Source organism: Bradyrhizobium jicamae, assembly GCF_018130215.1.
Taxonomy (GTDB): Bacteria; Pseudomonadota; Alphaproteobacteria; order Rhizobiales; family Xanthobacteraceae; genus Bradyrhizobium; species Bradyrhizobium jicamae_A.
The window spans coordinates 71,313-96,665 of sequence record NZ_JAFCKQ010000008.1 but is presented as its reverse complement, the minus strand read 5'-3'; the positions used below and the strand labels follow the sequence as shown (position 1 = coordinate 96,665).

Below are 25,353 nucleotides of genomic sequence, written 5' to 3'. Positions count from 1 at the left end.
TCGCGAACAGGCCGGATCCCGCAGCCGATCCGACCCTGTTGACCTGGGCGTAATGTTTACATAACGTCAATAAAGCTTGACACTCGTCTGGTTTGATCGGAGCTGGCGTGTCGAAACGGAGCCTTCGCATTGGGACGCGTAAGAGCGCCATGGCGCTGGCGCAAACCGAAGAGGTCGCCCGCCTGCTGCGGGCGACCGCTCCGAAGGTTGACGTCCAGATCGTCACATTCGAAACGAGGGGCGATCAAGACCACATCAGCAGGCTTTTGCGTCATGGTGGCAAGGGTGGCGCTTTTGTCGCAGAAATTCGCCAGGCAATGCTCGACGGTGAACTGCATGCGGCGATGCATTCGCTGAAGGATCTGCCGGGCAACGAGGAAACGCCGGGGTTGGTAATCGCCGCGGCCCTGCCGCGAGATGCCTCCAACGACTCGCTGGTGCTACGTCGAGGTCTTACGATCGACAAATTTCGCGCATCGCACGGTAAGGGCTTCAAGATTGGCACCAATGCTGTGCGCCGGGCGGCCTATCTAGCGCGGTTGTTTCCCGAGGCAACCGTTATTCACTTTCGCGGTGCGGCGGATACGCGAATACGGAAACTAGACCGCGGCGAAGTACAGCAGCTCGCAGATGGCGGCATCGTGGGGCCGGCCGATGCGCTGGTGATGGCGCGTTCAGGGCTGCAGCGTGTCGGGCTGGCATCGCGTATCGCTTATGACTTCTCGGTGGATGAGATGCTCCCCGCAGTCGGGCAGGGCATCGTTGCGGTCGAATGTGCGGAGCGTGACTGGTCAACCCGCGCGTGCCTCGCAATGATCGAGGGCGAGGGGGCGCGGTTATGTGCCGAAGCGGAGCGCGAGCTGCTTTGGGTGCTCAACGGACATTGCAATTCTCCGATTGCGGGACACGCGATGTTGTCGGGCGGAGAGATGGAACTAATGGCGGCCGTTCTGGAGCAGGACGGGAGCAATTTCATCGAGGCGAGGCGGATCGGTACCGTCGACAGACCGCGTGAACTCGGGCGGATGGTTGCCTTCGACCTGCTCGAGAAGGGAGCGGCTAACGTCATTGCCCGCACTCGTCCCGAGGAGCCTTAGATCATGCCCGCGGTTTTCCCGTTTTCGGCGATCGTTGGTCAGGACGAAATGAAGCTCGCTCTGATGATCGCCGCGGTCGACCCCAAGGTCGGTGGTGTGTTGGCGTTCGGCGATCGGGGGTCTGGAAAATCCACTGCGGTGCGCGCGCTCGCCGCACTGTTGCCGTCGATGCGGGCAGTCGTCGGTTGCAAATATCAATGCGATCCCGATGACTCGGCAACGTTGTGCGGGGAATGTCGCGCGTGCCCAGCTGCGAAGCTGAAGTCGCATCAAGTTGCCGTACCGGTTATTGATCTCCCGCTTGGTGCGACCGAGGATCGTGTGGTCGGCGCTCTCGATCTTGAGCGCGCTTTGGCGCGAGGCGAGAAGTCGTTCGAGCCGGGATTGCTGGCGCGCGCCAATAGGGGTTTTCTGTATATCGACGAAGTCAACTTGCTCGAAGATCACCTGGTCGATCTCCTGCTTGACGTCGCCGCGTCGGGCGAGAACGTCGTCGAACGCGATGGTCTGAGCGTGCGGCACCCCGCGCGAGTCGTGCTGGTTGGCACCGGCAATCCGGAAGAGGGTGAATTGCGACCGCAGCTCCTGGATCGATTTGGCTTGTCGGTCGACGTCAGGACGCCGGCCGACCTGCCGACCCGGATTGAAGTGGTCAAGCGGCGCGACGCATTCGAAACCGATCCGATCGGGTTTGGCGCGCAATGGGCCAAGCAAGATTTGAAATCGCGCAAACGCATTCTGGCCGCGCGGGATCGACTGGGGCAGGTGACGGTATCCGACAAATCGCTTGCCAAGGCCGCGCAGCTTTGCGTGTCGCTTGGCACTGACGGGCTGCGAGGTGAGCTGACGCTGATGCGTGCAGCGCGTGCGGTCGCGGCGCTCGAGGGTGACAAGTCGGTCGATGACTCGCATCTGCGACGCGTGGCGCCAGCTGCCCTGCGACACCGGTTGCGGCGCAACCCGCTCGACGATTCCGGCTCGGGCGTTCGGGTCGAACGTGCCGTTGCCGAGTGTCTGCCCGCATGAGGGCGACCGCAACAGGCTGGTCGGACGCGCTGACCGCTGCTGCGTTGCTTGCGATCGATCCCGTTGGGCTCGGTGGAATATGTATTCGCAGTGGCGCGGGGCCACTTCGTGACCATTGGCTGGAGACGCTACGAGGTTTGCTCCCTGAGCAGACGCCGCTGCGAAAATGCCCGCCTGCAATTTCCGACGGCCGCCTGTTGGGCGGTATCGACCTGGCGGCGACGCTCAGTGTGGGCCGGCCGGTGATCGAACGCGGGCTGCTGGCGGAAGTGAACGGAGGTATCCTTGTCGCCGTCATGGCCGAACGGCTCGCGGCGTCCACCGTGGCGCACCTAAACTCAGCGCTCGACATGCGCGAAATCGTGATCGAGCGCGACGGCCTGTCGCAGCGCATTCCGTCGCTTTTCGCTGTGGTTGCTCTTGATGAAGGTATCGGGGATGAGCGCGCCGCGCCGTCGATATGTGACCGCATCGCATTGCGCGTCGATCTTACGGATCTATCCCGGCAAGATATGATTGGTTCAACATTTTGCGCCGATCAAATTGCTGCCGCACGGGGACGGGTTGGGAAGGCGAAACTGCCGGCTCACGCGCTGAAGGCACTCTGTTCAACGGCCGCGTCGCTCGGAGTGGCGTCGCTTCGGGCGCCGTTGTTTGCGATACGTGTCGCGCGTGCTGCAGCTGCGCTCGATGACGATGACAGGGTGCGAGATGCCCATCTTGAGCTGGCCGCTCGACTTGTGCTGGCGCCACGGGCAACAGCCATTCCGGAGGCGTCAAGTGCTGAGGCCGAGCCGGCCAAGAACCGCGAACCTGAAGGCGCGGAGCAGCACGTGCCTGAGGATGCTCAGCTCGATGACCTGGTGCTGGCGGCCGCACTGGCCGCGATCCCGCCCGATCTGCTCAAGCGTCTACGAGTGGGAGATCAAGATAAATTGCGCAGCGCCAGCGTCGGCAAGCAGGGCATGTCCAGGGTTAGCAAGCAGCGCGGCCGTCCCATCGGCGTCCGCCGTGGCGAGCTACGGTCCGGGGCTCGGCTGAACGTTCTCGAAACCTTGCGCTCGGCGGCGCCTTGGCAGTCGCTGCGGCGTCGAACACAAAGCCAACTTGTGGGGGCCGATCGAGCGCCACGTCTTGTCATCCACAGGGATGACTTTCGTGTCACGCGGTTCAGGGAGAGGAGTGCGACGTCGACGATCTTCGTGGTTGATGCTTCCGGATCCTCCGCCCTGCGGCGGCTGGCCGAGGTGAAGGGCGCTGTCGAGCTTTTGCTCGCCGATTGCTATGTGCGCCGCGACGAGGTCGCGTTGATCGCATTCCGCGGAAAGGCCGCCGAGTTGATCCTGCCGCCGACCCGGTCCCTCACGCGTGCAAAGCGCAGCCTTGCTGCGTTACCCGGCGGCGGCGGTACGCCATTGTCGGCAGCGATCGTCTCGGCGACATCGCTGGCATTGGCGGTGCGTAGCAAAGGACATTGTCCAACGATCGTTCTGATGACGGATGGGCGCGCCAATGTGTGCAGGGACGGCCATTCCGGCCGGACGGAAGCAGAGAGCGAGGCGCGAGACGCGGCGCGTCAGTTGCGGGTCTCGACTATTCCAGCTGTCGTCGTCGACACGTCGCCGCGACCGCAACAACAGGCCGCTGGTATCGCCGCGGAGATGAATGCGCGGTATGTCGTGCTGCCTTACGCCGATGCAGCGAAATTATCACGTGCAATCCGGGCGCATATGCAGGCGTGACGTCTATCCTGCATAACCACGAACACGCCGCAGCATTTGTTCATCTGGGGGCTGGCTCGCACCTCCCGATATTCCGGCAAATAGGGGCGGTCTGCCGCATCATCCGGACGGGAGTAGACTGGCGGACGACGGCGAGGACTTCGATGGCGGGTTTTGAGGAACGAACCGGAGTCAACTTGCGTTTTCACACGTTGGTGTCAAGCTACCCTGTCGTTGCTTGTCGGCTTGGACACGGCGCCTTTAACGCGATTGACCGAAATGACTGGAGAGGTGGTCCCCCATGCAGCAGGCGAGATCTATGGAAAGTGCCGGGGCCGCCTCCTTGGCGCTCGAGACGCTGCCGCCGCCGGTGGCAGGTTCGCGTCGGGTCATTGCAGATATCCGATCGGGTCCTATCGCGTTTTACGGGGGCGGGGAGCCGGTGTCCGGGACTCAGCCGCCGCTGCTGCTTGTGCACAGTGTCAACGCAGCTGCCACTGCGTATGAGATGAGGCCGCTGTTCGACCACTATCTCGGCAAGCGCCCGGTCTACGCCCTCGATCTTCCCGGCTTCGGACTGTCGGACCGTAGCGATCGAAAGTATACGCCCCGGCTGATGACGGACGCTGTGCTCGCCGCCATCGGTGACATTCAAAGCCGGCACGACAATGCCGCGGTCGATGTCGTAGCGCTCTCGCTGGGCTGCGAATTCGCGGCGCGCGCAGCGACGGAAGCGCCGAACGCCATCAGAACGGTCGCATTGATCAGCCCGACGGGTTTTGACCGGAGAGCCGAACGTGCAGCACAAGTCTCAAGCCCCGGCAGAACACTTGCAATGCCTTGGCTGCATGTGTTCTTGAGCTTTCCTCTATGGAAACGAGGATTTTTCTCGGCGCTCACCTCGCGCGCAAGCATTCGTTTCTTCCTGCAGAAGACTTGGGGCGCCAAAGACATCGACGAGGGCTTGCTGGAATATGACTACCTGACCACACACCAGCCAGGTGCCGAAAATGCGCCCTACTATTTCGTGTCGGGCTATTTGTTCAGCACCGATGCGATGACGCTCTACCGGAACCTATCTATGCCCGTATGGATGAGCCATGGCGTGCGTGGCGATTTCGTTGACTATGAGCAGAAGCGAACAGTTCAGCGTCTGCCGAACTGGAGCTTTGATGTGTTCCAGACCGGTGCCATGCCGCATTTTGAGAAACCTGCGGAATTCGTATCGCAATACGAGGTCTTCCTGAGCTGTGTGACGTCAACCTGACGCCTTATGTACGTCCTGAGCGGATGATGGCGCGATGGGTCAAAGATTGTCATGGACTGTCGACGGCGCGGATTGGCCGAACCGCTCAGCGAGCCGTTTTGTGGAGTCTGCCGGCTACCGCTGGCACGTCCAGGTCATGGGGGAAGGACCTGTCGCGCTGTTGGCGCATGGGACCGGAGCGGCGACGCATTCCTGGCGCGCGCTCGCTCCTTTGCTCGCGAGATATTTTACCATTGTCGCGCCGGATCTGCCCGGGCATGGATTTACGCAATCGCCACAGGCTCATCATTTGTCATTGCCGGGAATGGCGCGAGATCTCGCCTCATTGTGCAAGACGCTGGCCGTCAAACCCGAGATTGCTATCGGTCATTCCGCCGGTGCTGCTATTCTGGCGCGGATGTCGCTTGATGGCACGATCGAGCCGAAGCTCATCGTCAGCCTCAACGGCGCCTTTCTGCCTTTTGGCGGGGTGGCCGCGCAATTCCTTTCGCCGCTCGCCAAGGCGCTCACGTTCAATCCATTCGTGCCAAGGATGGTCGCCTGGCGCGGGCGTGACCCGGCTGCGGTGCATCGCTTGATCGTCGGCACCGGCTCGTCGATTGATCCCGAAGGCGAGCGGTTCTACGGCAAACTGGTGGCCAGTCCTGCCCATGTTGCTGCGGCCTTGCAGATGATGGCAAATTGGGATCTGCGCCCGCTGATGCGCGATCTACCGAAGCTTGCGATGGACTTGTTGCTGATCGCAGCCGGCAACGATCGAGCGATTCCGCCTGACCTGGCTCGGCAAGTGCAGCAGCTTGTCCCGCGGGCGAAGCTGGAGACGCTCAGCGGCACAGGTCACCTCGCGCATGAGGAGTTGCCAGAAACGACGGCGGCCATCATCGTGAATGCTGCGGCGGCAAGCGGCCTGATTGCGGTGCAGCACGAAATGTCAGTCTAGGTTGACGTTTTTGCTGGCTCGATTGTTAGTTTTGATTTACACTTCGAGTATGCTCGATCCCGCGTCACGCATGGTTGCCACGCCATCGCGGACCGATCGTCGCCCGCATGCCGTAGTAGTTGGCAGCGGCTTCGGCGGTTTGGCCGCCGCCGTCCGGTTGGGCGCCAAGGGATACCGTGTTTCCGTTTTCGAGCAACTCGATGCGCCAGGTGGCCGTGCTTACGTGCATCGTCAGGACGGCTTCACTTTCGACGCCGGGCCGACCATCATCACTGCTCCGTTCTTATTCGAGGAGCTGTGGCGGCTGTGCGGACGCCGGCTTGCCGATGACGTCGTGCTGCGACCGGTCTCGCCGTTTTATCGCATTCGCTTCGACGATGGCGCAGTGTTTGACTGCTCGGATGATGCGGATGCGATGCGCGAGCAGATTAGACGGTTCTCGCCGTGCGACGTCGAAGGCTATGAGCGTTTCCTAAGAGCCAGCGAAGCCATCTTTAAGGTCGGCTTCGAGGAGCTTGGCGATGTCCCGTTCGAGTCATGGTCTGACATGGCGCGCATCGTGCCGGTGATGCTCAAGCTGAAAAGCTATCGAACCGTCTATGATTTCGTTTCGCGCTTCATTGGCGACGAGCGGCTCCGCGTCGTCTTCAGCTTCCATCCGCTACTGATCGGGGGTAACCCGTTCTCGACAACATCGATCTATTGCCTGATCGCATTCCTGGAACGGCGCTGGGGCGTTCATTTTGCGATGGGCGGCACCGGCAAGCTCGTGCACGGATTGGTTGATTTGATCAAAGGCCAGGGTGGGGCCATTCGATGCGGCGCCGAGGTAGCCGAGATACTGACGCGCAAACGCTGCGCCACCGGTGTGCGACTGGCGAGCGGCGAAACCGTCGATGCCGATGTCGTGGTGTCCAACGCCGACTCGGCCTGGACGTATCGGCATCTGTTACCCGGCATCGAGCGAAGGCGCTGGACCGACCGGCGGATCGACCGGGCCCGGTATTCGATGAGCCTGTTCGTCTGGTACTTCGGCACACGCCGCCGCTATGAAGATGTCGCGCATCACACGATCCTTCTGGGACCACGCTACCGCGGACTGCTCGACGATATTTTCGAGCGCAAGCTGCTCGCCGACGATTTCAGTCTTTATCTGCATCGACCGACGGCCACAGATCAATCGCTTGCGCCTGACGGTTGCGATGCCTTTTACGTCCTGTCGCCGGTGCCGCATCTGCAGAGCGGTACCGATTGGTCTCGCCAGGCCGAGCCCTATCGACGACGCATCGAGCAGGCACTCAGCGACGGAATTCTACCGGGATTGCGCGATCAGGTCGTCACATCGCGCATCCTGACGCCGCAGGAGTTCCAGGACTGCCTATCTTCATACCGCGGCGCGGCTTTCGGGCTGGAACCGATTCTGACTCAGAGCGCATGGTTTCGTCCACACAATCGCAGCGAGGAAGTCGACCGGCTCTATCTGGTCGGAGCAGGCACACATCCTGGGGCGGGTCTGCCTGGCGTGTTGTCGTCCGCCCGCGTGCTCGACGAGCTCGTCCCTGATCCGCAAACACTTAGGGCCTCGCAGTGACGGTCAAATCGGATATCGCGGCATGCCGCGAATTGCTTCGTGGAGGATCGCGAACGTTCTTTGCGGCCTCGGTAGTCCTGCCCCGTTCCGTCAGCGACCCAGCAACCGCGCTTTATGCATTCTGCCGTCTGGCCGACGATGCGGTCGACCTTGGCGACCGTCGGCCTGACGCCGTCGATCGGCTCAAGGACCGCATCCAGCGCGCTTATTCCGGGCAACCATTGCCCGTGCCGGCGGATCGCGCATTCGCCGACGTCGTGGCGCGCTTTACCATTCCGCGCGAACTTCCAGAGGCCCTTCTCGAAGGCCTTTGCTGGGACGCAGAGGGGCGCCGATACGAGACATTAAACGAACTTATTCTCTACGCGGTTCGGGTCGCGGGAACGGTCGGTGCCATGATGTCCCTCCTGATGCGGCGCCGTGACCCGAACGTCGTTGCGCGTGCCTGCGACCTCGGCATTGCCATGCAGTTGACGAACATTGCGCGCGATGTTGGCGAGGATGCCCGCGCGGGCCGCCTTTATCTGCCGCTGCAATGGTTGCGTGAGATGGGCATCGATCCCGAAGCTTGGTTGACCAAACCGGCATTTGATGCGCGGATCGGGATCGTCGTCGGCAGGTTGATCGAAGCTGCGGATGTCTTCTACGCGCGCGCGATCTGTGGAATTAGAGCTTTGCCATTCTCTTGCCGGCCCAGTATTCATGGTGCGCGGTTGATCTATGCGGAGATCGGGCGCGAGGTCGAACGTAACCTTCTTGATTCGGTTTCTCGTCGCGCGGTCGTCGATTGGTCGCGAAAGCTCTATCTCCTCGGCCGGGCGGCAATCGTCTCGCTAGCCGCCGGACCCGAGATCGATCATCCCATCGAGCCCGCGGCTCGTTTTCTGGTTGACGCTGTCACAGCATCACATTCACGCGTCGCAACGAGGGCAAAGCACAAGAGCGCTGTCGAGCGTGCGGTTTGGGTGCTTGATCTATTCGAGCGGCTGGAGCGGCGCGACCAGATGGTGCGCAGTGGTCCAGCACCATGAACGAAATGGGCGGAATTATCGAGTTCGGCCTGGTCGCAATGTTCGCTCTCGGCTGGGCACTGCTGGAATGGCAGGGACGGCGGCTGGACCGAAAACGCGCCGAGGAAAAGGCACCGGGCGACAGCAGGGAATAGCCTATCAAACGCCTACCAGCGCGGCATGCGGAACGGCAGCATCGCTTGCACGACTGGCAGCCGGAATCGATCAAGCGACAGGCTTTCATGCATGACGTCAGAGGACTCGCCGAACAGCCGCGCAGACAAGAGCGAGCGCGCATAGAATGGCGCGTCCTCCAATGTGCGCTTCACTGTGATCGGCTGCGCGGGGTCGCCGCGTGCCGCCCGGCCGATCCGCCATGCCGTGGAAGGCAAGTCTGTGCGCGACAACGGTTCCAACTCTTCGACAGCTCCGGTCGGATCAAAACGCAGCGAAAGATCCATATTGGGTCCCGAGCGCGCCAGGGTCTCGTAGCTCACCAGCGTTCCCCTTCGCGTACGCGAACGCGACCATTGCCAGCCGGAAAAGTCATTCTCGAGCGGGGCGTCACCGTGATTGATGTCGAAATAGCCATCGCCGAGCCAACGGAGCTTCGGCTGCGCAAAGTCGACCTGAACGCGCGAGCAAGGCGCGATCGGCCACCACCGGTGCTGGCCTGCGCCATCGAGTGTCAACGTCCGTGCGGTCAGCGCTGATGGGTGGACCCGGACGGTTCCACGCAGGCGCGATGGAAACGGATTGGTGATCTCGTCGATCCTGATGTTTAGCGCTTGGCCATCCCACGACACGGAACTTGGGCCGATCGTGAAATCGCAGTCGCTGCGTTTGATCGCGGCGCGCCGCCGCTCGGTCATGGCCCAGCATTTTCCTGAACTGCCGTAAAGCGCGACGTTGAGCGCACAATGATCGAGCGGGTCGGCCTTTCCTAACCGTCGCGCAAATGCATAATAGGGTGAGAACACGCTCCCGACAAAAGCGATCAGGGTGATGCCATGGTGCCCGTCGTCGCTCAGCGCGTCGACATACCACCACGCATATCCGTTGTCCGGAACCTCGCTGTCGAACCGAAGTCCGCGATCGCGCTTGCTGCCGCCATCCGTCCCGACAGCGCCGCCATCGGCACTCCCGGGCCCGGATGGGTGCTGCCACCTGCCAGGTAAAGGCCGGGCAACTTGCTGCGCGCTCCCGGTCGTTGGAATGAGGCCATCCATCCATGCGAACTGCGGCCGTAGAGCGCGCCGCCGGTGCCAGGAAACATGCGGTTGAAGTCGGTCGGCGTCGTGACTTTGGTGAATTCCGGCATCGTCGTGACGGCAAGGCCGCATCGCATGAGCATCGCAAATGTTCGCTGCGTGCATTGGCTGATCTCCGCAGGTTCGAATTGGTGCCGATCGCCGATCGCCGGTGCATTGATAAGTATAAACAGCCGTTCGGGCGAGGAGGGAGCGGCCGCAGTATCGTCGCGATCCTGGGCGCAGACATAAACCGTCGGCTCGATCGGCATCTGACCGCGTCGGAAGATACTGTCGAATTCGGCGCGATAGTCACGCGAGAAAAACACGGAATGATGAAGCAGGGGAAAGTCGCTGGTCGTCCCGACACAGCTCCAGGTGATCGCCGACAGGGACCTCGCCGTCTCGGGAATCCCTGGTACCGCGTTGGTGGCGTCGCCACCAAATAGTCCCTGCGCGATTGCTGCCACGTCAGCGGTTGCGACCACGATGTCCGCCTCGATGCGCTCGCCATTTGCGAGACGGACACCTGCAGCGCGGCCAGCCGTGACCATGATGCTGGAAACGTCGCAGCCGTAGCGCAAGCGGGCACCGCGCCTGACTGCGACGTCTGCCAGCGTTCGTGCCAATTGATACATGCCGCCGTCGATCAGCCAAACGCCGGCTCTCTCGACATGCGCCACCAGCATCAGCGTCGCGGGCGCATCGAACGGCGACGAACCGCAATATGTCGCGTAACGGCCGAACAATTGGCGCAGGCGTGGATCGCTGAAGTAGCTACCGAGCGCTTTCCAAAGAGCCTGAAACGGCTTGATTGCCGTCAGATCGCGGAAGCCTGAGCTCCGCAACAGCATCATCATGCTGGGCTCGGCTGCGCAGATGAAAGGCGACTTCAGCACCTCGAAGATCTTTCGCGCGTCAGCGATGAAAGCGCGAAAGCCTTCTGCATCGGTGCGACCTGCGAAGCCGCCAATGGCGTCTACCGATTGCTCCTCATCGGTGAAGAGATCGAGGCGGCTGCCATCGGTCCAGGCGTGACGCGCCAGGGTATCGAGGGGACGAAGTGTTAAGTGGTCTTCGAGCCGCTCGCCAAGCGCTTCGAAAAGGTCGTCGAACACCCAGCGCATCGTGAAAACAGTGGGGCCGGAGTCGATCGGACGGGATCCGACAATAATCTCGCGCATCTTGCCGCCGGGCCCTTCCGCCCGTTCGACCACCGTTACGTCGAGCCCGTTGCTTGCAAGCGTGCTTGCTGCGGTCAGCCCCGCGGTTCCAGCCCCGATCACCACAGCCCGGTGCGTGCCCATGACCGCCTCAGAACAATCCACTTGCAGTTCGTCAATATCTGTCTATTTTAGTTGACGTGTCAATCGTCAATAAAAGATGACATAACCGAGCGCTTTATCTGGGAGGTTGCCATGGACGTCGCGACCCGTATCGAAAAGGCCCTCAATCATGCGATCGGGTTGGCCGATCAGCCGGGATGCCCACCGCGCCTGGCGGCGGCCATGCGAGCTGCCGTATTTCCAAAGGGGGCTCGGGTTCGACCAAGACTGTGTCATGCCGTTGCGAGCGCATGCGGCGACGACGAGCCTGGCGCCACTGACGCGGCGGGGGCCGCTATCGAGCTCCTGCATTGTGCTTCTCTCGTGCACGATGACCTTCCATGCTTCGATGACGCAGCGCTGCGGCGCGGCCGTCCGTCGATCCATGCTGCTTTCGGCGAACCGTTGGCTGTGCTGGCCGGCGATGCGCTCATCGTGCTTTCGTTTCACACCATGGCGCGCGCGTCATGCTCTCCGGCCCGCTTGACCGCTCTGATCGGGACGGTTGGTGGCGCGGTTGGCGTGCCTCACGGCATCGTCGCCGGCCAGGCTTGGGAGTGCGAGCCGAAAATCGACCTGTCGCGTTATCACCGCTCCAAAACCGGTGCGCTGTTCGCCGCCGCCACGGTCTGCGGCGCCGCTGCGGCCGGCGCGGAGGATGCCGAAGCCTGGCGGTTACTTGGCGAGAAAATCGGCGAGGCTTATCAGGTCGCCGACGACATCAGTGATGCGGCCGGCGATGAGTACGAAGGCGGCAAGCCGGTCGGCAAGGACGCAGCGCTTGGGCGGCCGAGCGCGGTCATGCAATACGGCTTGAACGGCGCGATCTCCTACCTGCACGATCTCGTCGCCGACGGCATTCGCGCCATGCCGGCCTGTGCGAACGCGCATGAACTGCGCGCCTTGATCGCTCAGGAAGCCAAGCGATTGGTGCCGAAGCGTTTGGCGCAATCCGCGGCATAATGATCAGGAGGCCGGCAATGGCCTTCGGTCATGACATGGCGCAAACGTCCCTCGGCGACCACCTGCGCCGAATTCGCGATGGGCTGCTTTCGAGCCGCCGTTTTCAGCGACTTGCGGCAGCCTTTCTACTGACACGGCCGATCGCGCGGCGCCGTGCGGCTGACCTGTTCGATCTCTGCGCCGGCTTTGTTTATTCGCAGGTCCTGGTTGTGTGCGTGCGACTGCGCTTGTTCCAGCAATTGCGACCAGGGCCGCTGACGGCCGCGGCCCTTGCGGCGCGAGCATCGATCCCGCCGGATGCGATGGGCGTGCTGCTGGAGGCGGCCGCTGCGCTGCGGTTGCTCGAGCGGCGCGAAGAGCGATACGGACTTGGTCCGCTCGGCGCTGCGATCCTCGGCAATCCGGGAATCGCGGCGATGGTTGAGCATCATGCCGCGCTCTATGCTGATTTGTCCGACCCGGTCGCCTTTTTGCGGGAGGATGCATGCGGATGTCGCCTCTCAAGCTATTGGCCATATGCGACGGGAGACGCCGTCGGTCTGACCCGTGAGGCTGTGTCACCTTATACGGCGCTGATGTCGGCATCCCAGCCAATGGTCGCCGAAATGGTGCTTGGTGCTTATTCCTTTCGAAAGCATCGGTGTTTGCTGGATATCGGGGGTGGGGATGGCAGCTTCCTGGTCTCGGTCAGCCAAGTCGCGCCGAAGCTCGAGCTGAAGCTTCTGGACCTCCCTGAGGTCGCAGCGATCGCGCGCGACAAGCTCTGTACCGCGGGACTTGCGTCACGCGCAACGGTGATTGGCGGTGACTTTCTCAAAACGCCATTGCCGCAAGGCGCCGATGTCATTTCGCTGATCCGCGTCGTGCACGATCATGACGACGAGGTTGTGCTCGATCTTTTCACGCGCATTCGCAACGCACTGCCCCCCGACGGCGCGCTTGTGATCGGCGAGCCGATGTCGGCATCGCGCGGCGGTGCCGATGCGCTGAGTGCGTATTTTGCACTCTATCTCCTCGCCATGGGGAGCGGCCGCCCGCGAAGCTTTGTTGCGCTGCAAAGGTTGCTGTCGCGATCGGGTTTCTCCGATGTGCGGGACCGTCCGACCCGAATTCCGCTGATCGCCAGCGTGATTGTCGCGCGTCGTTGACGCAAAAGATGTTAATTTCAGTTGACACAAAAGACAGTCAGGATAACCTGACACTCCTTAGGGCAGCCTCGCCGGGGATTTGGCCGATGGACGCGTTAGCCGTAGTGCTGGAACAGCCAGGGCAGCTCGCGTTAAAGCGACTTCAGCTGGCCGATCCGGCTGACGATCAGGTCGTCGTCGATACTGAGTTTACGGCGATCAGCACCGGCACCGAACGTTTGCTGTTCGAAGGGCGGATGCCGTCTTTCCCTGGCATGGGCTATCCGCTCGTACCTGGTTACGAAGCCGTCGGCCGCGTGCATCGGCCGGCCGCAAATACCGGCTTCCGCGATGGCGAGCGCGTGTTCGTGGCCGGAGCGTCCGGCTGCTTCAATGGAGTGCGCAGCTTGTTCGGTGCCGCGGCATCGCGGCTCGTCGCGCCGGCGAAGCGCATCGTTGCGATCGACGAGGGACTTGGTCGACAGGGGGTCCTATTGGCGTTGGCGGCCACCGCTTATCATGCCCTTCGCCTGATGGGCGACGCCAAGCCCGAATGCATCGTCGGCCACGGCACGCTCGGTCGCTTGCTTGCGCGGCTGACGGTCGCGCTCGGCGCGGAGCCGCCGGTCGTCTGGGAACGTAATGCAGGCCGAGCCCAGGGCGCGCTCGGATACTACGTCATCGATCCCGCAAGCGAGACGCGGCGCGACTATCGGACGATCTGCGACGTCAGCGGCGATGCGAAAATTCTCAACACGCTGATCTCGCATCTGGCGCCCGGCGGCGAAGTCGTTCTTGCCGGCTTCTACAGCGCGCCATTGAGCTTCGTGTTTCCGCCGGCATTCATGCGGGAAGCACGGATTCGCATCGCGGCCGAGTGGCGCCAGGAGGATCTGGTTGCCGTGCGCGATCTGATCGCCGCCGAAAAGCTGTCGCTCGACGGGCTAATCAGCCATTGCGAGAGCGCGGAGAATGCCGTCGCAGCCTACGCAACGGCGTTCGGCGATGCGATCTGCCTGAAAATGACTCTTGATTGGAGAGCGTGCGTATGAATGCCCACACCAAGCTCGATGCCATGAGGGACAACCTTCGGGCTGAAGCTGCGATCGAACCGAATGCGCCGGTGACGGCGGCGCCGACCAAGACCACGCAGATCATCGCGATCTACGGCAAGGGCGGCATCGGCAAGAGCTTCACGCTCGCCAACCTGTCGTACATGATGGCGCAGCAGGGCAAGAAGGTCCTGCTGATCGGCTGCGACCCCAAGAGCGACACAACCTCGCTCCTGTTCGGTGGTCGGGCCTGCCCGACCATTCTGGAGACGTCGTCGAAGAAGAAGCTCGCCGGAGAGGACGTCAGGATCGGCGACGTCTGCTTCAAGCGCGATGGTGTGTTCGCCATGGAGCTCGGCGGTCCCGAGGTGGGTCGCGGTTGCGGCGGCCGCGGAATCATCCATGGCTTCGAGCTGATCGAGAAGCTCGGCTTCCACGATTGGGGATTCGATTACGTGTTGCTCGACTTCCTGGGCGACGTGGTCTGCGGCGGTTTCGGGCTTCCGATCGCACGTGACATGTGCCAGAAGGTGATCATCGTCGGATCGAACGATCTGCAGTCGCTGTACGTCGCCAACAATGTCTGCTCGGCGGTCGAATATTTCCGCAAGCTTGGCGGTAATGTCGGTGTTGCCGGTATCGTCATCAACAAGGACGACGGCACCGGTGAAGCGAAAGCGTTCGCGGACTCCGTCGGCATTCCCGTACTGGCGTCGATTCCAGCCGACGACGACATTCGCCGCAAGAGCGCCAGCTACCAGATCATCGGCAGGCCGGGTACGCCCTGGGCGCCCTTGTTCGAAGACCTCGCCAGGAACGTCGCAGAATCTCCTCCGCAGCAGCCGCGCACGCTGACGCATGACGGGTTGCTCGGGCTGTTCAAGGGCTCGGATGTCGGCCGCGACGTCGTGCTCGAGCAGGCGACGCTGGAAGACATGTGCGGCGCGCAGGCGACAGCCAGGCCGTCGCTTGAAGTGATCTACGACAATGTTTGAGCGGATTTGATGCGATGACCGACACGTCCCTTCGCGACGACATGCATCCGGGATCGTCGCCCCCGTCCGGCGACGGTATCGGCTGTCACGGCGGCAAGGAGGAATTGAGGAAGGCGGCCGAAGCCGCTGGCAAGAGCGAAACTATCGCGCGTTACGCGGCAGACTATCCGGTGGGGCCACACGATCAGCCGCAGAGTATGTGCCCCGCCTTCGGCTCGCTGCGCGTCGGCTTGCGGATGCGGCGGACAGCGACCGTGCTGTCGGGATCGGCCTGCTGCGTCTACGGCCTGACCTTCACGTCGCATTTTTATGGCGCGCGACGCAGCGTCGGCTATGTGCCGTTTAATTCGGAGACACTGGTTACCGGAAAGTTGTTCGAGGACATTCGCGATGCCGTGTTTAAGCTGGCCGACCCGGAGAAGTATGACGCAGTGGTCGTGATCAACCTCTGCGTTCCCACCGCGTCCGGCGTGCCGCTGCAGATCCTGCCGAAGGAGATCGCCGGCGTGCGGGTCATCGGCATCGATGTGCCCGGGTTCGGTGTGCCGACACATGCCGAAGCCAAGGACGTGCTGGCAGCCGCGATGCTGAACTACGCACGGCGTGAAGCGGAGCAGGGGCCCGTGCAGGCCCCGTCGACGCCGCGCGGCGACCGACCGACCATCACGTTGCTGGGCGAAATGTTCCCGGCTGATCCCGTCGGGATCGGTATGTTGCTGGCGCCGATGGGCCTGGCCGCGGGGCCCGCGGTGCCGACACGCGAATGGCGCGAGCTGTACGGGGCCTTCGACTGCGCAGCGGTCGCGGCGATTCATCCGTTCTACAAAGCGTCAATCCGGGAGTTTGAAGCTGCGGGCCGCGCCATCGTCGGCTCGGCGCCGGTTGGCCGGGATGGAACGGAGACCTGGCTGGAAGCGATCGGCGGTGCCTGCGGGATCTCGCGCGCTATGATCGACGCGGCGAAGAATGCGGCGCTGCCCGAGATCAGCGCAGCACTCGCAGCCGCGCCGATCAACGGCCGGATCACGCTGTCGGGCTATGAAGGCTCGGAACTGCTGGTCGGACGCCTCCTGGTCGAAAGCGGCGCCGATCTGCGTTACGTCGGCACCGCCTGTCCGCGGACGCCGTGGTCGGATGCGGATCGCGCCTGGCTCGAAGCCAAGGGCGTCCGTGTTCAGTATCGCGCGTCGCTCGAGCACGATATCGGGGCTATGGAGGAATTCAGTCCGGACCTTGCGATCGGTACCACGCCGGTCGTGCAGAAGGCCAAAGCAAAGGGGATCCCCGCGCTTTACTTCACCAATTTGATCTCGGCGCGGCCGCTGTTCGGCGGCGCCGGCGCCGGGTCCCTGGCGCAGGTCGTCAATGCCGCGATCGCCGGCAAAGCGCGCTTCGACGCCATGCGCGAGTTTTTCGATGACGTCGGCGAGGGCGACAAAGCCGGCATCTGGCAGCACACGCCGGTCCCGCGACCCGAGTTTCGCGACAAGTTCCGCAAGGCCACGGCTGCGCAGACCAAGAAGCGCAAGTCCGAGGAGATGGTGTGATGCTGATCCTCGATCACGATCGCGCCGGTGGATATTGGGGGGCGGTCTACGCCTTCACGGCGATCAAGGGCCTGCAGGTCATTATCGATGGGCCGGTCGGCTGCGAGAACCTGCCGGTGACGTCGGTGTTGCACTACACCGACGCGCTGCCGCCGCACGAACTGCCGATCGTGGTCACCGGGCTCGCCGAGGAAGAATTAGGCCAGAAGGGTACCGAGCAGGCGATGAAGCGCGCGCGGGCTGTGCTCGATCCGGATCTTCCGGCCGTCGTCGTGACGGGATCAATCGCCGAAATGATCGGCGGCGGCGTGACGCCTGAAGGCAGTAACATCAAGCGTTTCCTGCCGCGGACGATCGATGAGGACCAATGGCAAAGCGCCAATCGCGCGCTGTCATGGCTCTGGAGTGAATACGGTGCGCGGAAAATTCCGGAGCGGAAGCCACGGGCGGATGGCCAGAAGCCACGTGTCAACATCATCGGCCCGAGCTACGGCATCTTCAATCTGCCGTCGGACCTGGCCGAGATTTGCCGGCTGATCGAGGGGATCGGCGCCGAGATCAATATGGTGTTTCCGCTCGGCAGCCACTTGGCCGATGTACCCAAGCTGGTCAATGCCGATGCCAATGTCTGCATGTACCGTGAATTTGGACGCCTGCTCTGCGAAACGCTGGAGCGGCCCTACCTGCAGGCGCCAATTGGGCTGCATTCGACGACCAAATTCCTGCGGACGCTCGGGCAAATTCTTGGGCTAGATCCCGAACCGTTCATCGAGCGCGAGAAGCACACAACGATCAAGCCGCTGTGGGACCTCTGGCGGTCAGTGACTCAGGACTTCTTCGGTACCGCAAGTTTCGCCGTCGTCGCCAATGAGACCTATACCCGCGGCCTGCGGAATTTTCTCGAAACTGAGATGGGGCTTCCCTGCATGTTTGCGGTCGCGCGGACCGCCGGCGGCAAGACCGACAACGAAGCCATCCGCGAGGTGGTCCAAAAGCGAACTCCGCTTGTGCTGTTTGGCAGCTACAACGAGCGCATGTATGCAGCGGAGGCCGGCTGCCGCGCGATGTACATCGCAGCGTCGTTTCCAGGCGCCATCATCCGACGCCATACCGGAACGCCATTCATGGGCTATGCCGGCGCGACCTATCTGGTGCAGGAGGTCTGCAACGCCTTGTTCGATGCGCTTTTCAACATCCTGCCGCTTGCGACAAATCTCGACAAAGTCGAGGCGACCCCAGCGCGGGTGCATCGTGAACTGGCGTGGGATGACGAAGCCAAACGCGTATTCGATCGTATGGTCGACAGCCAGCCCGTGCTGATCAGGATCTCGGCAGCGAAGCGCCTGCGCGATGCTGCCGAGCGCGACGCTCGTGGTGCGGGGCAAGACCGCGTGACGGCTGACATTCTTGCTCTGGCGAGCCTTTCGCTCGCAGGGCGGGCCGCATGACGAAACAAATAGGACGAGAAGGAGACGTCGATGTCATTGTATGAAAGCATTCATCGCAATGCCGCTCCGGGCACGAAGGCAAGCTTCGAGTATCTGCTCGTCTACCTCGCCTGCTTCGCTCTCTACTTTCTTCCGGTGGTGACCCGCCGTCTGAATCGGCGAGCGCGCAAGAGCGCAGGTTGCTCAACATCGATCATGTCCGAGACCGGGGCGCTCGCAGCGAACTGCGCCGCTTCGTCCTTTTCGGGGTTGTGACTGCGAATTCGTGCGGCTCGCCGCATGAATTGCCATGCCGGAAACGACGTGGCATCTCGACGCCGCTCAAAGTGCGGGCGGCATCCGGCCGAAAGGCCAACACCTGGAGGTACCACACATGGTGGACGTACCAAGCAAGGGAGGCTCTCTGTCGGGGCTGACCGAATCGGAGGCAAGGGAATTCCATAGCATCTTCATGACGAGCTTTGCGATCTTCACCGCAATCGCGGTTGTCGCACATATTCTCGCCTGGATGTGGCGTCCCTGGCTGCCGGGCCCCGGTGGATACAAAGCGGCGATGGAGGGAGCATCCCACTACGCCAGCATCGTCATTTCCTATTTGACATAGCAAGGAGAAGACTATGTGGCGCTTGTGGCTCCTGTTCGATCCCCGCAGAACGCTGGTTGCTCTGTTCACGTTCCTGTTCGCGCTGGCTTTGGTGATTCATTTCATCTTGCTCAGCACGAGCCGGTTCAACTGGCTGGAAGGACCGCGTCCGGCAAAGACGTCGTCCATCTCCGAACCAGCAACACCGCTCAAGCTCGGCTAGACGAGCTCGACGACAACAACGGGAGGCGGACGAAAACGGACGACAGATCCGGTTCGCCCGCTCCCCAATTCATAACAAAGAGGCGGCGGCTTCGGTAGCATCGGAGGAATGAGCGATGGCCATGCTCAGCTTTGAACGCAAATATCGCGTCCGCGGCGGCACGCTGATCGGCGGGGATCTCTTCGATTTCTGGGTTGGACCGTTTTACGTCGGCTTCTTCGGTGTAACGACGATCTTCTTTACATTCGTCGGGGTGGCCCTGATCCTTTACGCCGCCTCGCTCGGGCCGACCTGGAATCTTTGGCAGATCAGCATCAATCCACCCGATGCGAAGTATGGCTTGTCGCTGGCGCCGCTCGCGGAGGGCGGCTTCTGGCAGCTGATCACCGTGTGCGCATTGGGCGCCTTCATCTCGTGGGCGCTGCGCGAGGTCGAGATCTGCAGGAAGCTTGCGATTGGCTATCACGTCCCATTCGCCTTCAGTTTCGCGATTTTCGCCTACTTCACGCTCGAGGTGATTCGTCCCGTGCTGATGGGCTCATGGAGCTATGGGTTTCCCTACGGGATCATCTCCCACCTCGATTGGGTCTCCAACACCGGCTACCAGTTCGGCAACTTCCACTACAACCCCGCGCACATGATCGCGATAACGTTCTTCTTTACGACATGCCTTGCGCTTGCACTGCACGGCTCGCTGATCCTGTCGTCGACAAATCCGGGACGAGGCGAGGTGGTCAAATCACCAGAGCACGAGAACACCATGTTCCGTGACCTGCTTGGTTATTCGATCGGCACGCTCGGAATCCACCGTCTTGGCCTTTTCCTCGCTCTGTCGGCGGTATCTTTCAGTGCCGTTTGCATCGTGATCAGCGGGCCCGCGTGGCTGCGACCCGAGGGCGCGGCGTGGTCGGATTGGTGGGAATGGTGGCGCAGCGTTCCGATCTGGTCGCCGCATTGAGTCCGGGAGGGCAATATGGCTGAATATCAGAATATCTTCACTCAAGTCCAGGTTCGCAGCCCGATCTATCCGGGTATCCCCTTGCAGCCGGGAACGTGGGTGCGCATCGGCAAGGGTGGTTTCAACTATTGGTTCGGCAAGCTCGGCGACGCCCAGATCGGTCCGATCTATCTTGGATTCCTCGGCTTGGCCTCGCTAATGTTTGGCTTTGTTGCGATCGAGATCATCGGTCTCAACATGCTGGCCTCGGTGAACTGGAGCCCTCTTGAGTTCATCAGGCAATTCCCATGGCTTGCATTGCAGCCGCCCGCGCCTGAATACGGGCTGCAGATCTTCCCGCCACTTCAGGAAGGCGGGTGGTGGCTGATGGCCGGATTTTTCCTCACCACGTCGATCCTGCTGTGGTGGACGCGGACCTACCGGAGGGCGCGCGCACTCGGTCTCGGTACCCATGTCTCATGGGCCTTTGCGGCGGCAATCTGGCTCTATCTTGTTCTCGGATTCATTCGGCCGTTGTTGATGGGAAGTTGGAGCGAGGCCGTGCCGTTCGGCATTTTCCCGCATCTCGACTGGACTAATAATTTCTCGATCTCGCACGGCAACCTGTTCTACAATCCATTCCATATGCTCTCGATCGCATTTCTGTATGGCTCGGCGCTGCTGTTTGCGATGCATGGCGCGACGGTGCTCGCCATCAGCCGCTACGGTGGCGAACGCGAGATCGAGCAGATCGTCGACCGCGGGACGGCATTCGAGCGTGGCGCACTGTTCTGGCGCTGGACGATGGGCTTCAACGCAACCGCTGAATCGATCCATCGCTGGGCGTGGTGGTTTGCTGTGCTTTGCCCCTTGACCGGCGGCATCGGTATCCTACTCTCGGGCACGGTCGTCGATAACTGGTTCGACTGGGGCGTCAAGCACGGCCTGGCGATGCCGCGGTAGGCCGGAATTCTCGCGGGGGGCGCATGCTCGAACGAGTCGATAGGGCCGGAGGTTCGCTGCGTCCGGCCGATCTGCTGGACGCGCTGAGAGAGCGGACGAAAGAGCTCCACGCGCAGGCCGAGCGATCCGGCACGGTCGCAGACATCCTGCACGGCCGCGCGACGCGAGCAGACTACGTCCTGATGTTGCGTAACCTGTTACCGGTCTATCGCGAATTGGAACAGAAGTTGTCAGATCGTTCCGGTTCGTCAGCTCTGGGTGGCGTTGTGCGCATTGAGCTCGAACGCGCAACTGCCATCGTGCATGACCTCGATCATCTTTTTGCTGATTGGCCGAACTTGGCGGTTCTGCCTGCCGCGCAAGAGTATGTGGCTGCGATCCAAGCTGCATCGGATGGTGATGGAACGCGGTTGATCGCCCATGCTTATGCACGCTACCTCGGCGACCTCAGCGGCGGACAAATCCTCAAGCGTTTGCTGGAGCGCTCGCTCGGTCTTTCTCCCGCAGCGCTCTCGTTCTTTGACTTTCCGACGATCGTCGATATCCCGGCGTTCAAGGCGGAGTATCGCGCTGCGATCAGTCGGGCCGGTGATGAGGTCAACGATCTTGCCGCCGTGGTGGAAGAGGGGGCGCGGGCTTTCGAGTTGAATATCACCTTATCGATGGCGCTGCAGGCGGCGAAGGCAACTGGCTAGGTCTCAGAACGCGACGTGTGCCACACGAGATGCTCCAGGATGTCGAGTGTCCTACTCGTCGAGCTACGAATGCTGTCGAGCATTTCGGGCATCCGGCTGATTTCGGCACCATGTGTGACTTCTAGCGCGGCGAGCTGCGCATTCTCGACGGCCGACGCGGCGAGCTCCTGAAACAGGATGTTGGCGGTTGAATCGAGCCGAAGGCTGGGTCGCCTGGCGCTTGTAATATCATCCTGGAAGCGCGTGCGCGCCGTTTCGGCGGCCTTGCGATCGCTGAGGTCAGAGAAGATCAAGACGAAGCCAAGTACCCGGTCGTGCTGGCCGATCACGGGATCGGCTCGCACCATCAACGAGCGAGGCTGCGCACCTTTGTTTTCGATTTGCAATTCGCCGCGCCAGCTTCGCTTATTGCGCAGCAAGTCGTCGAGACTTGCGCGGTATGCGGCGGGCGACGCAAAGTAACTGCTGAGGTCGCGGAGGTGAGGTAGGTGAGGATGCGAGGCACGCAGTTGCTGCTCAAAAGCCTCGTTCAACAGAAGGATTCGCCCCTCGACATCGGCGATGATGACGGGTTGTTCGGAGCGGATCACCTGACGGCTGATCGTCTCGAGCTGGTCTTGCGCGATCACCATACGAACAGAGCGAAGCTGCAGGGCGACGTCGGCCACAGTCTCGCCGATCATACGCGCGGAAGAGATCTCCGCAAGCGACCAGGCGTCGGACTTACCCTCAACGAGCTGGTGCCATTGCGCGAAGGAGCGTCGTGGCGACAAGTCGGACGGATCGTCGCCGATGATGACGGCCTTCAGCGGATCTCCGCCCCAAGTCACCGTCGTTATTCGCTCCGGCCTGAACCAGATCAAATATTCGCCCGCGCTAGCCGACAGCGGCGCGGCGACTAAGCCGCTGGCAACGGCACGGATATCCATGAAGCCGGGCTCGTCGAGCGTAAGCGACGCCGTCACAATGTTTTCAAGCGCAGGGCCGGATCGTTCCTTGCGCTTGCCGTCGAGCCATGTGCCGATCTCGCGGATCCTTTGCGTTCCCGGTACGTCACCGATTGTCGTAACCTGTCCCTCGAACAGCAGGGCCGCGCCTGATGCGGCCAGCGGTTGAAGGAGCGACTGCGCGCCATCGAACAACGAAGTCTGCCAATTGCCGTCACGAGAGACAGCCTCGATCAAACGTTGCTCGAGCCGGCGAACGACCAACTCCGACTGGCTTTGGGCAAAGCTTTCGAGAGCCGCGATCCGGATAGCGCAAGCTTCCGCAAGCGCCTCGCAAACCGCACGGATGTCGAATGAAACGAAGCGCGGCTCGTAGTGATGGCAGGCCACCAGTCCCCATAGCCGATTGCACACCATCAGGGAGCAAACCAGCGTAGCACCGACGCCCATGTTCTGCAGATACTTCTGGTGGATCGGCGACATGCTGCGCAAGCAGCTCAGGGACATGTCGAGATCGCGTCCGTTGAGCGGCGACAGCCGCGGTTGCAGGGGTACCGGGGTGTAATTGACGTCCACGAGAAGACGAACGCGGTTTCGCTCATAGAGCCGGCGCGCGATCTGCGGGATATCGGAGGCCGGGTAGCGATTGCCCAAGAATGCTTCGAGATCAGGCCGTCGTCGCTCAGAGAAGACCTCGCCATGGCCTTCGTCGTCGAAGCGATAGACCATCACGCGGTCGTAACCGGTGATCTCCTTGAAGATGGCCGCGGTCTCGTCACAGAGCCCGCGCAATGAGGATGAGGACGTGATGCGGTGGAAAGCGCCGTCCAGCGCCGGCGTTGGGTTTCCCGGCTGTCCCGCGGGTTCGAGCTCGATGATCAAGCCGCCATTAACGGGGCGGTGTATAATGCAATCGAATTTCTGTTGCGGGCTGCCGAGGCTGCAGCGCACCGTCATTGGCATTGAATGCAGCGGACCTCCCAAATGCGGAAGGATCTGCAGCAGCAGGTTGCCGTCGAGTTCGGACAGCGCACGGCCGACGATCGGATTGATCTTGAGGAATTCGGCCGCGTTGGCGCTGGCCTGGATTATGATATTCTCCGGCTCCTGCACAACGAGCAGCACGCCGTGCGGTTGAATCGACCCGGCGAGGTGAATCTGTTCGCGCTCGCAATTCGCGAGCGTAGCCTGCCCAAAGGCGGGCGATGCAAGAGGGACCGAGGTCAACTACCCCCCCTTATTGTTCCTCGCCATTCGGTTCTTTGTCGTTGAGATTATAGCGGTCAAGTTTGGCGTAAAGGCTTTGACGGCTCAAGCCGAGGATTTCCGACGCGGTCGTCCGGTTCCCATTGGCCAGTTGCAGTGCAGCGCGCACGTAATGCTGCTCGACCACCCCAACAGTGCTTTTGACGAGCTTGCGCAACGGCGTCTTGCCGACCGTTTCGTTCATGGACGCCAGCGCGGTCCGCAAGGTGTCGCTTTCCGGACTCGGCGACAGGCGTCGTGCGACGTTCCGCAGTACCAAAGCGAGACGCTTGTCGGCGCCCTGCTCGTAGCCCGACGCGGACACCTCGATCTCCGTTTCCGTGCCGAGTTCACCCTGCACGGTAGTCGACAGCAGACGCACAACCCCGTGCCGCTGTACGTTCGAGATGAGCACGCTCGCGTCGGCCCCGGGCCGTGACATCCAGCGGTTCAGGTTCTCATCGACGACTGCGTCCTTTGATCCAATCTCGACGAGCTCGGTAAAGGCGCGGTTGGCGCGTTTGATAGCTCCGTTGTCGTCGATGATTGCAACCGCATCGGGCAGTTGATCGAGTAGGCCATCGAGACCTTCATGCTCGGCTGGGACGGCGCCCACGGACTTTCCAGTCGGGGTCATCCGCAGCAGGAAGACCGGCGCGGTCTCGTTCGTCATCAGCGAGCCCCGTATCATCCATGGCGCCGCCTCTTTGCCGAGATGGATCACGATGCCGGGCGCCTTTCCCTGGTCGCGGACCCGACGCAGCATCATCTCGATTGGCTCGCGGTCCTTGGCAGCAATCTCTTCGCGGAAGTCGCGTCCGATTAGACCCTCCCTCCGGCGGGTTGACCCTGCAAGCGCGGCTGTAGCCGTTCGGTTGGCCTCCACGATCTTCAAATCGGCGACCTTCGCCAGCAACACAGCTTCGTTAGAATCTTCGATGACGACGCGATATCGCGTCTCAATCTCTCGCAACTTCCAGTAGTCGCGCTCGATGGTCTGCTGGGCAGAAATCAGCCGCGCCTGCAATTCGGCCACGGCCTGCAAGTTCTTGCCGATCGCGAGCATGCCGGCGCGACCGCCAAGCAGGACGGTTGTAAACTCCATCGGAAGTTCGAGGCCACTCGGAAATTTCTGCGTGATTTGTCGGAATGCCGAGATGCCGGTTCGCTGCGTGTCCTGCATCATGCGCTGGATCTTCTCGCCGGCGGCGCCGACGACCTCGGTCCACGGCCGGCCAAGCCAGTCGTCAATGTTCTCCCTGGACATCGATGGAGATAACGTCGCCTCTCGAATGACGCCGTCCATGTCCAGAAGCAACGTCACATCGGGTTGAGGACTGCCGGACTCCGACATCGCCGTCTTTGCATCCACTTGGTTAGGGTCGTTGGACCGCGCTGGAA

24 protein-coding genes are annotated in these 25,353 nt (G+C 61.9%); 20 read left to right on the top strand and 4 right to left on the bottom strand.

The annotated features are described in order from the left end of the window. Window positions 1–107 precede the first annotated feature (107 nt). The 8 genes from hemC to JQ586_RS12535 all read left to right on the top strand — a co-directional run bounded on the left by hemC (window position 108) and on the right by JQ586_RS12535 (window position 8,807). The gene (gene hemC, locus JQ586_RS12570) at window positions 108–1,097 is read left to right on the top strand and encodes a hydroxymethylbilane synthase (RefSeq protein ID WP_212394871.1); all 990 of its coding nucleotides are present in this window, start codon (window positions 108–110) and stop codon (window positions 1,095–1,097) included. Window positions 1,098–1,100: 3 nt separating this feature from the next. Continuing rightward, window positions 1,101–2,123 carry a magnesium chelatase ATPase subunit I gene (bchI, locus tag JQ586_RS12565; protein ID WP_212394870.1) on the top strand — a complete coding sequence of 341 codons (1,023 nt, stop codon included), beginning with the start codon at window positions 1,101–1,103 and terminating at the stop codon, window positions 2,121–2,123. Further along, a complete protein-coding gene (locus tag JQ586_RS12560) occupies window positions 2,120–3,865 on the top strand; it encodes a magnesium chelatase subunit D (RefSeq protein ID WP_212394869.1) in 1,746 nt (581 codons plus the stop codon). Before bchI ends, JQ586_RS12560 begins: the two co-directional genes overlap by 4 nt. Window positions 3,866–4,145: 280 nt before the next feature. Beyond that, entirely contained in the window at window positions 4,146–5,111 is a 966-nt protein-coding gene (locus JQ586_RS12555) for an alpha/beta fold hydrolase (protein ID WP_212394868.1), read from the top strand. Between the two features lie 34 nt (window positions 5,112–5,145). Then, on the top strand, window positions 5,146–6,051 hold the full coding sequence (gene bchO, locus JQ586_RS12550; protein WP_212394867.1) for an alpha/beta fold hydrolase BchO: 906 nt from the start codon (window positions 5,146–5,148) through the stop codon (window positions 6,049–6,051). 49 nt (window positions 6,052–6,100) lie between these two features. Further along, window positions 6,101–7,642, top strand: a complete 1,542-nt coding sequence (locus tag JQ586_RS12545) for a phytoene desaturase (RefSeq protein ID WP_212394986.1) — start codon at window positions 6,101–6,103, stop codon at window positions 7,640–7,642. Continuing rightward, complete coding sequence (locus JQ586_RS12540) at window positions 7,639–8,673, top strand: phytoene/squalene synthase family protein (RefSeq protein ID WP_212394866.1); 1,035 nt, start codon at window positions 7,639–7,641, stop codon at window positions 8,671–8,673. Before JQ586_RS12545 ends, JQ586_RS12540 begins: the two co-directional genes overlap by 4 nt. Then, window positions 8,670–8,807, top strand: a complete 138-nt coding sequence (locus JQ586_RS12535) for a hypothetical protein (RefSeq protein WP_212394865.1) — start codon at window positions 8,670–8,672, stop codon at window positions 8,805–8,807. Before JQ586_RS12540 ends, JQ586_RS12535 begins: the two co-directional genes overlap by 4 nt. Before the next feature lie 12 nt (window positions 8,808–8,819). Here the strand turns inward: JQ586_RS12535 and JQ586_RS12530 are convergent, their stop codons facing one another. Both JQ586_RS12530 and crtD read right to left on the bottom strand, forming a co-directional pair. Beyond that, complete coding sequence (locus JQ586_RS12530; RefSeq protein WP_312016961.1) at window positions 8,820–9,524, bottom strand: hydratase; 705 nt, start codon at window positions 9,522–9,524, stop codon at window positions 8,820–8,822. 155 nt (window positions 9,525–9,679) lie between these two features. Then, window positions 9,680–11,209 (bottom strand): 1-hydroxycarotenoid 3,4-desaturase CrtD, encoded by a 1,530-nt coding sequence (crtD, locus tag JQ586_RS12525; RefSeq protein ID WP_212394864.1) that lies wholly within the window; start codon window positions 11,207–11,209, stop codon window positions 9,680–9,682. 111 nt (window positions 11,210–11,320) lie between these two features. On the opposite strand from crtD, the gene JQ586_RS12520 reads away from it, so the two are divergent. The 12 genes from JQ586_RS12520 to JQ586_RS12465 all read left to right on the top strand — a co-directional run bounded on the left by JQ586_RS12520 (window position 11,321) and on the right by JQ586_RS12465 (window position 21,760). Further along, window positions 11,321–12,190 carry a polyprenyl synthetase family protein gene (locus JQ586_RS12520; protein ID WP_212394863.1) on the top strand — a complete coding sequence of 290 codons (870 nt, stop codon included), beginning with the start codon at window positions 11,321–11,323 and terminating at the stop codon, window positions 12,188–12,190. Further along, complete coding sequence (locus JQ586_RS12515; RefSeq protein WP_312016960.1) at window positions 12,190–13,338, top strand: methyltransferase; 1,149 nt, start codon at window positions 12,190–12,192, stop codon at window positions 13,336–13,338. Before JQ586_RS12520 ends, JQ586_RS12515 begins: the two co-directional genes overlap by 1 nt. A gap of 86 nt (window positions 13,339–13,424) precedes the next feature. Beyond that, on the top strand, window positions 13,425–14,369 hold the full coding sequence (gene bchC / locus JQ586_RS12510; protein WP_212394983.1) for a chlorophyll synthesis pathway protein BchC: 945 nt from the start codon (window positions 13,425–13,427) through the stop codon (window positions 14,367–14,369). Continuing rightward, complete coding sequence (locus tag JQ586_RS12505; RefSeq protein WP_212394862.1) at window positions 14,366–15,364, top strand: chlorophyllide a reductase iron protein subunit X; 999 nt, start codon at window positions 14,366–14,368, stop codon at window positions 15,362–15,364. The genes bchC and JQ586_RS12505 overlap by 4 nt, the downstream gene beginning before the upstream one ends. A gap of 41 nt (window positions 15,365–15,405) precedes the next feature. Continuing rightward, on the top strand, window positions 15,406–16,911 hold the full coding sequence (gene bchY / locus JQ586_RS12500) for a chlorophyllide a reductase subunit Y (protein WP_249147526.1): 1,506 nt from the start codon (window positions 15,406–15,408) through the stop codon (window positions 16,909–16,911). Further along, window positions 16,911–18,359, top strand: coding sequence for a chlorophyllide a reductase subunit Z (gene bchZ, locus JQ586_RS12495; RefSeq protein ID WP_212394860.1), 1,449 nt, complete (start codon window positions 16,911–16,913; stop codon window positions 18,357–18,359). The genes bchY and bchZ overlap by 1 nt, the downstream gene beginning before the upstream one ends. Before the next feature lie 30 nt (window positions 18,360–18,389). Continuing rightward, complete coding sequence (locus JQ586_RS12490; protein ID WP_212394859.1) at window positions 18,390–18,614, top strand: hypothetical protein; 225 nt, start codon at window positions 18,390–18,392, stop codon at window positions 18,612–18,614. 118 nt (window positions 18,615–18,732) lie between these two features. Continuing rightward, window positions 18,733–18,963 (top strand): light-harvesting antenna LH1, beta subunit, encoded by a 231-nt coding sequence (gene pufB / locus JQ586_RS12485; protein ID WP_212394982.1) that lies wholly within the window; start codon window positions 18,733–18,735, stop codon window positions 18,961–18,963. 13 nt (window positions 18,964–18,976) lie between these two features. Continuing rightward, window positions 18,977–19,165, top strand: a complete 189-nt coding sequence (gene pufA, locus JQ586_RS12480) for a light-harvesting antenna LH1, alpha subunit (RefSeq protein ID WP_212394858.1) — start codon at window positions 18,977–18,979, stop codon at window positions 19,163–19,165. 115 nt (window positions 19,166–19,280) lie between these two features. Next, window positions 19,281–20,123: a photosynthetic reaction center subunit L gene (pufL, locus tag JQ586_RS12475; protein WP_212394857.1), complete on the top strand. Its 843-nt coding sequence runs from the start codon at window positions 19,281–19,283 to the stop codon at window positions 20,121–20,123. Window positions 20,124–20,138: 15 nt separating this feature from the next. Further along, window positions 20,139–21,065, top strand: a complete 927-nt coding sequence (gene pufM / locus JQ586_RS12470; protein WP_212394856.1) for a photosynthetic reaction center subunit M — start codon at window positions 20,139–20,141, stop codon at window positions 21,063–21,065. A gap of 23 nt (window positions 21,066–21,088) precedes the next feature. Further along, complete coding sequence (locus tag JQ586_RS12465) at window positions 21,089–21,760, top strand: heme oxygenase (biliverdin-producing) (RefSeq protein ID WP_212394855.1); 672 nt, start codon at window positions 21,089–21,091, stop codon at window positions 21,758–21,760. Here JQ586_RS12465 and JQ586_RS12460 read toward each other — a convergent pair. Beyond that, entirely contained in the window at window positions 21,757–23,934 is a 2,178-nt protein-coding gene (locus JQ586_RS12460) for a GAF domain-containing protein (protein WP_212394854.1), read from the bottom strand. The genes JQ586_RS12465 and JQ586_RS12460 overlap by 4 nt on opposite strands. A 10-nt stretch (window positions 23,935–23,944) precedes the next feature. Next, window positions 23,945–25,306 carry a transcriptional regulator PpsR gene (gene ppsR / locus JQ586_RS12455; protein ID WP_212394981.1) on the bottom strand — a complete coding sequence of 454 codons (1,362 nt, stop codon included), beginning with the start codon at window positions 25,304–25,306 and terminating at the stop codon, window positions 23,945–23,947. Window positions 25,307–25,353: the final 47 nt, after the last annotated feature.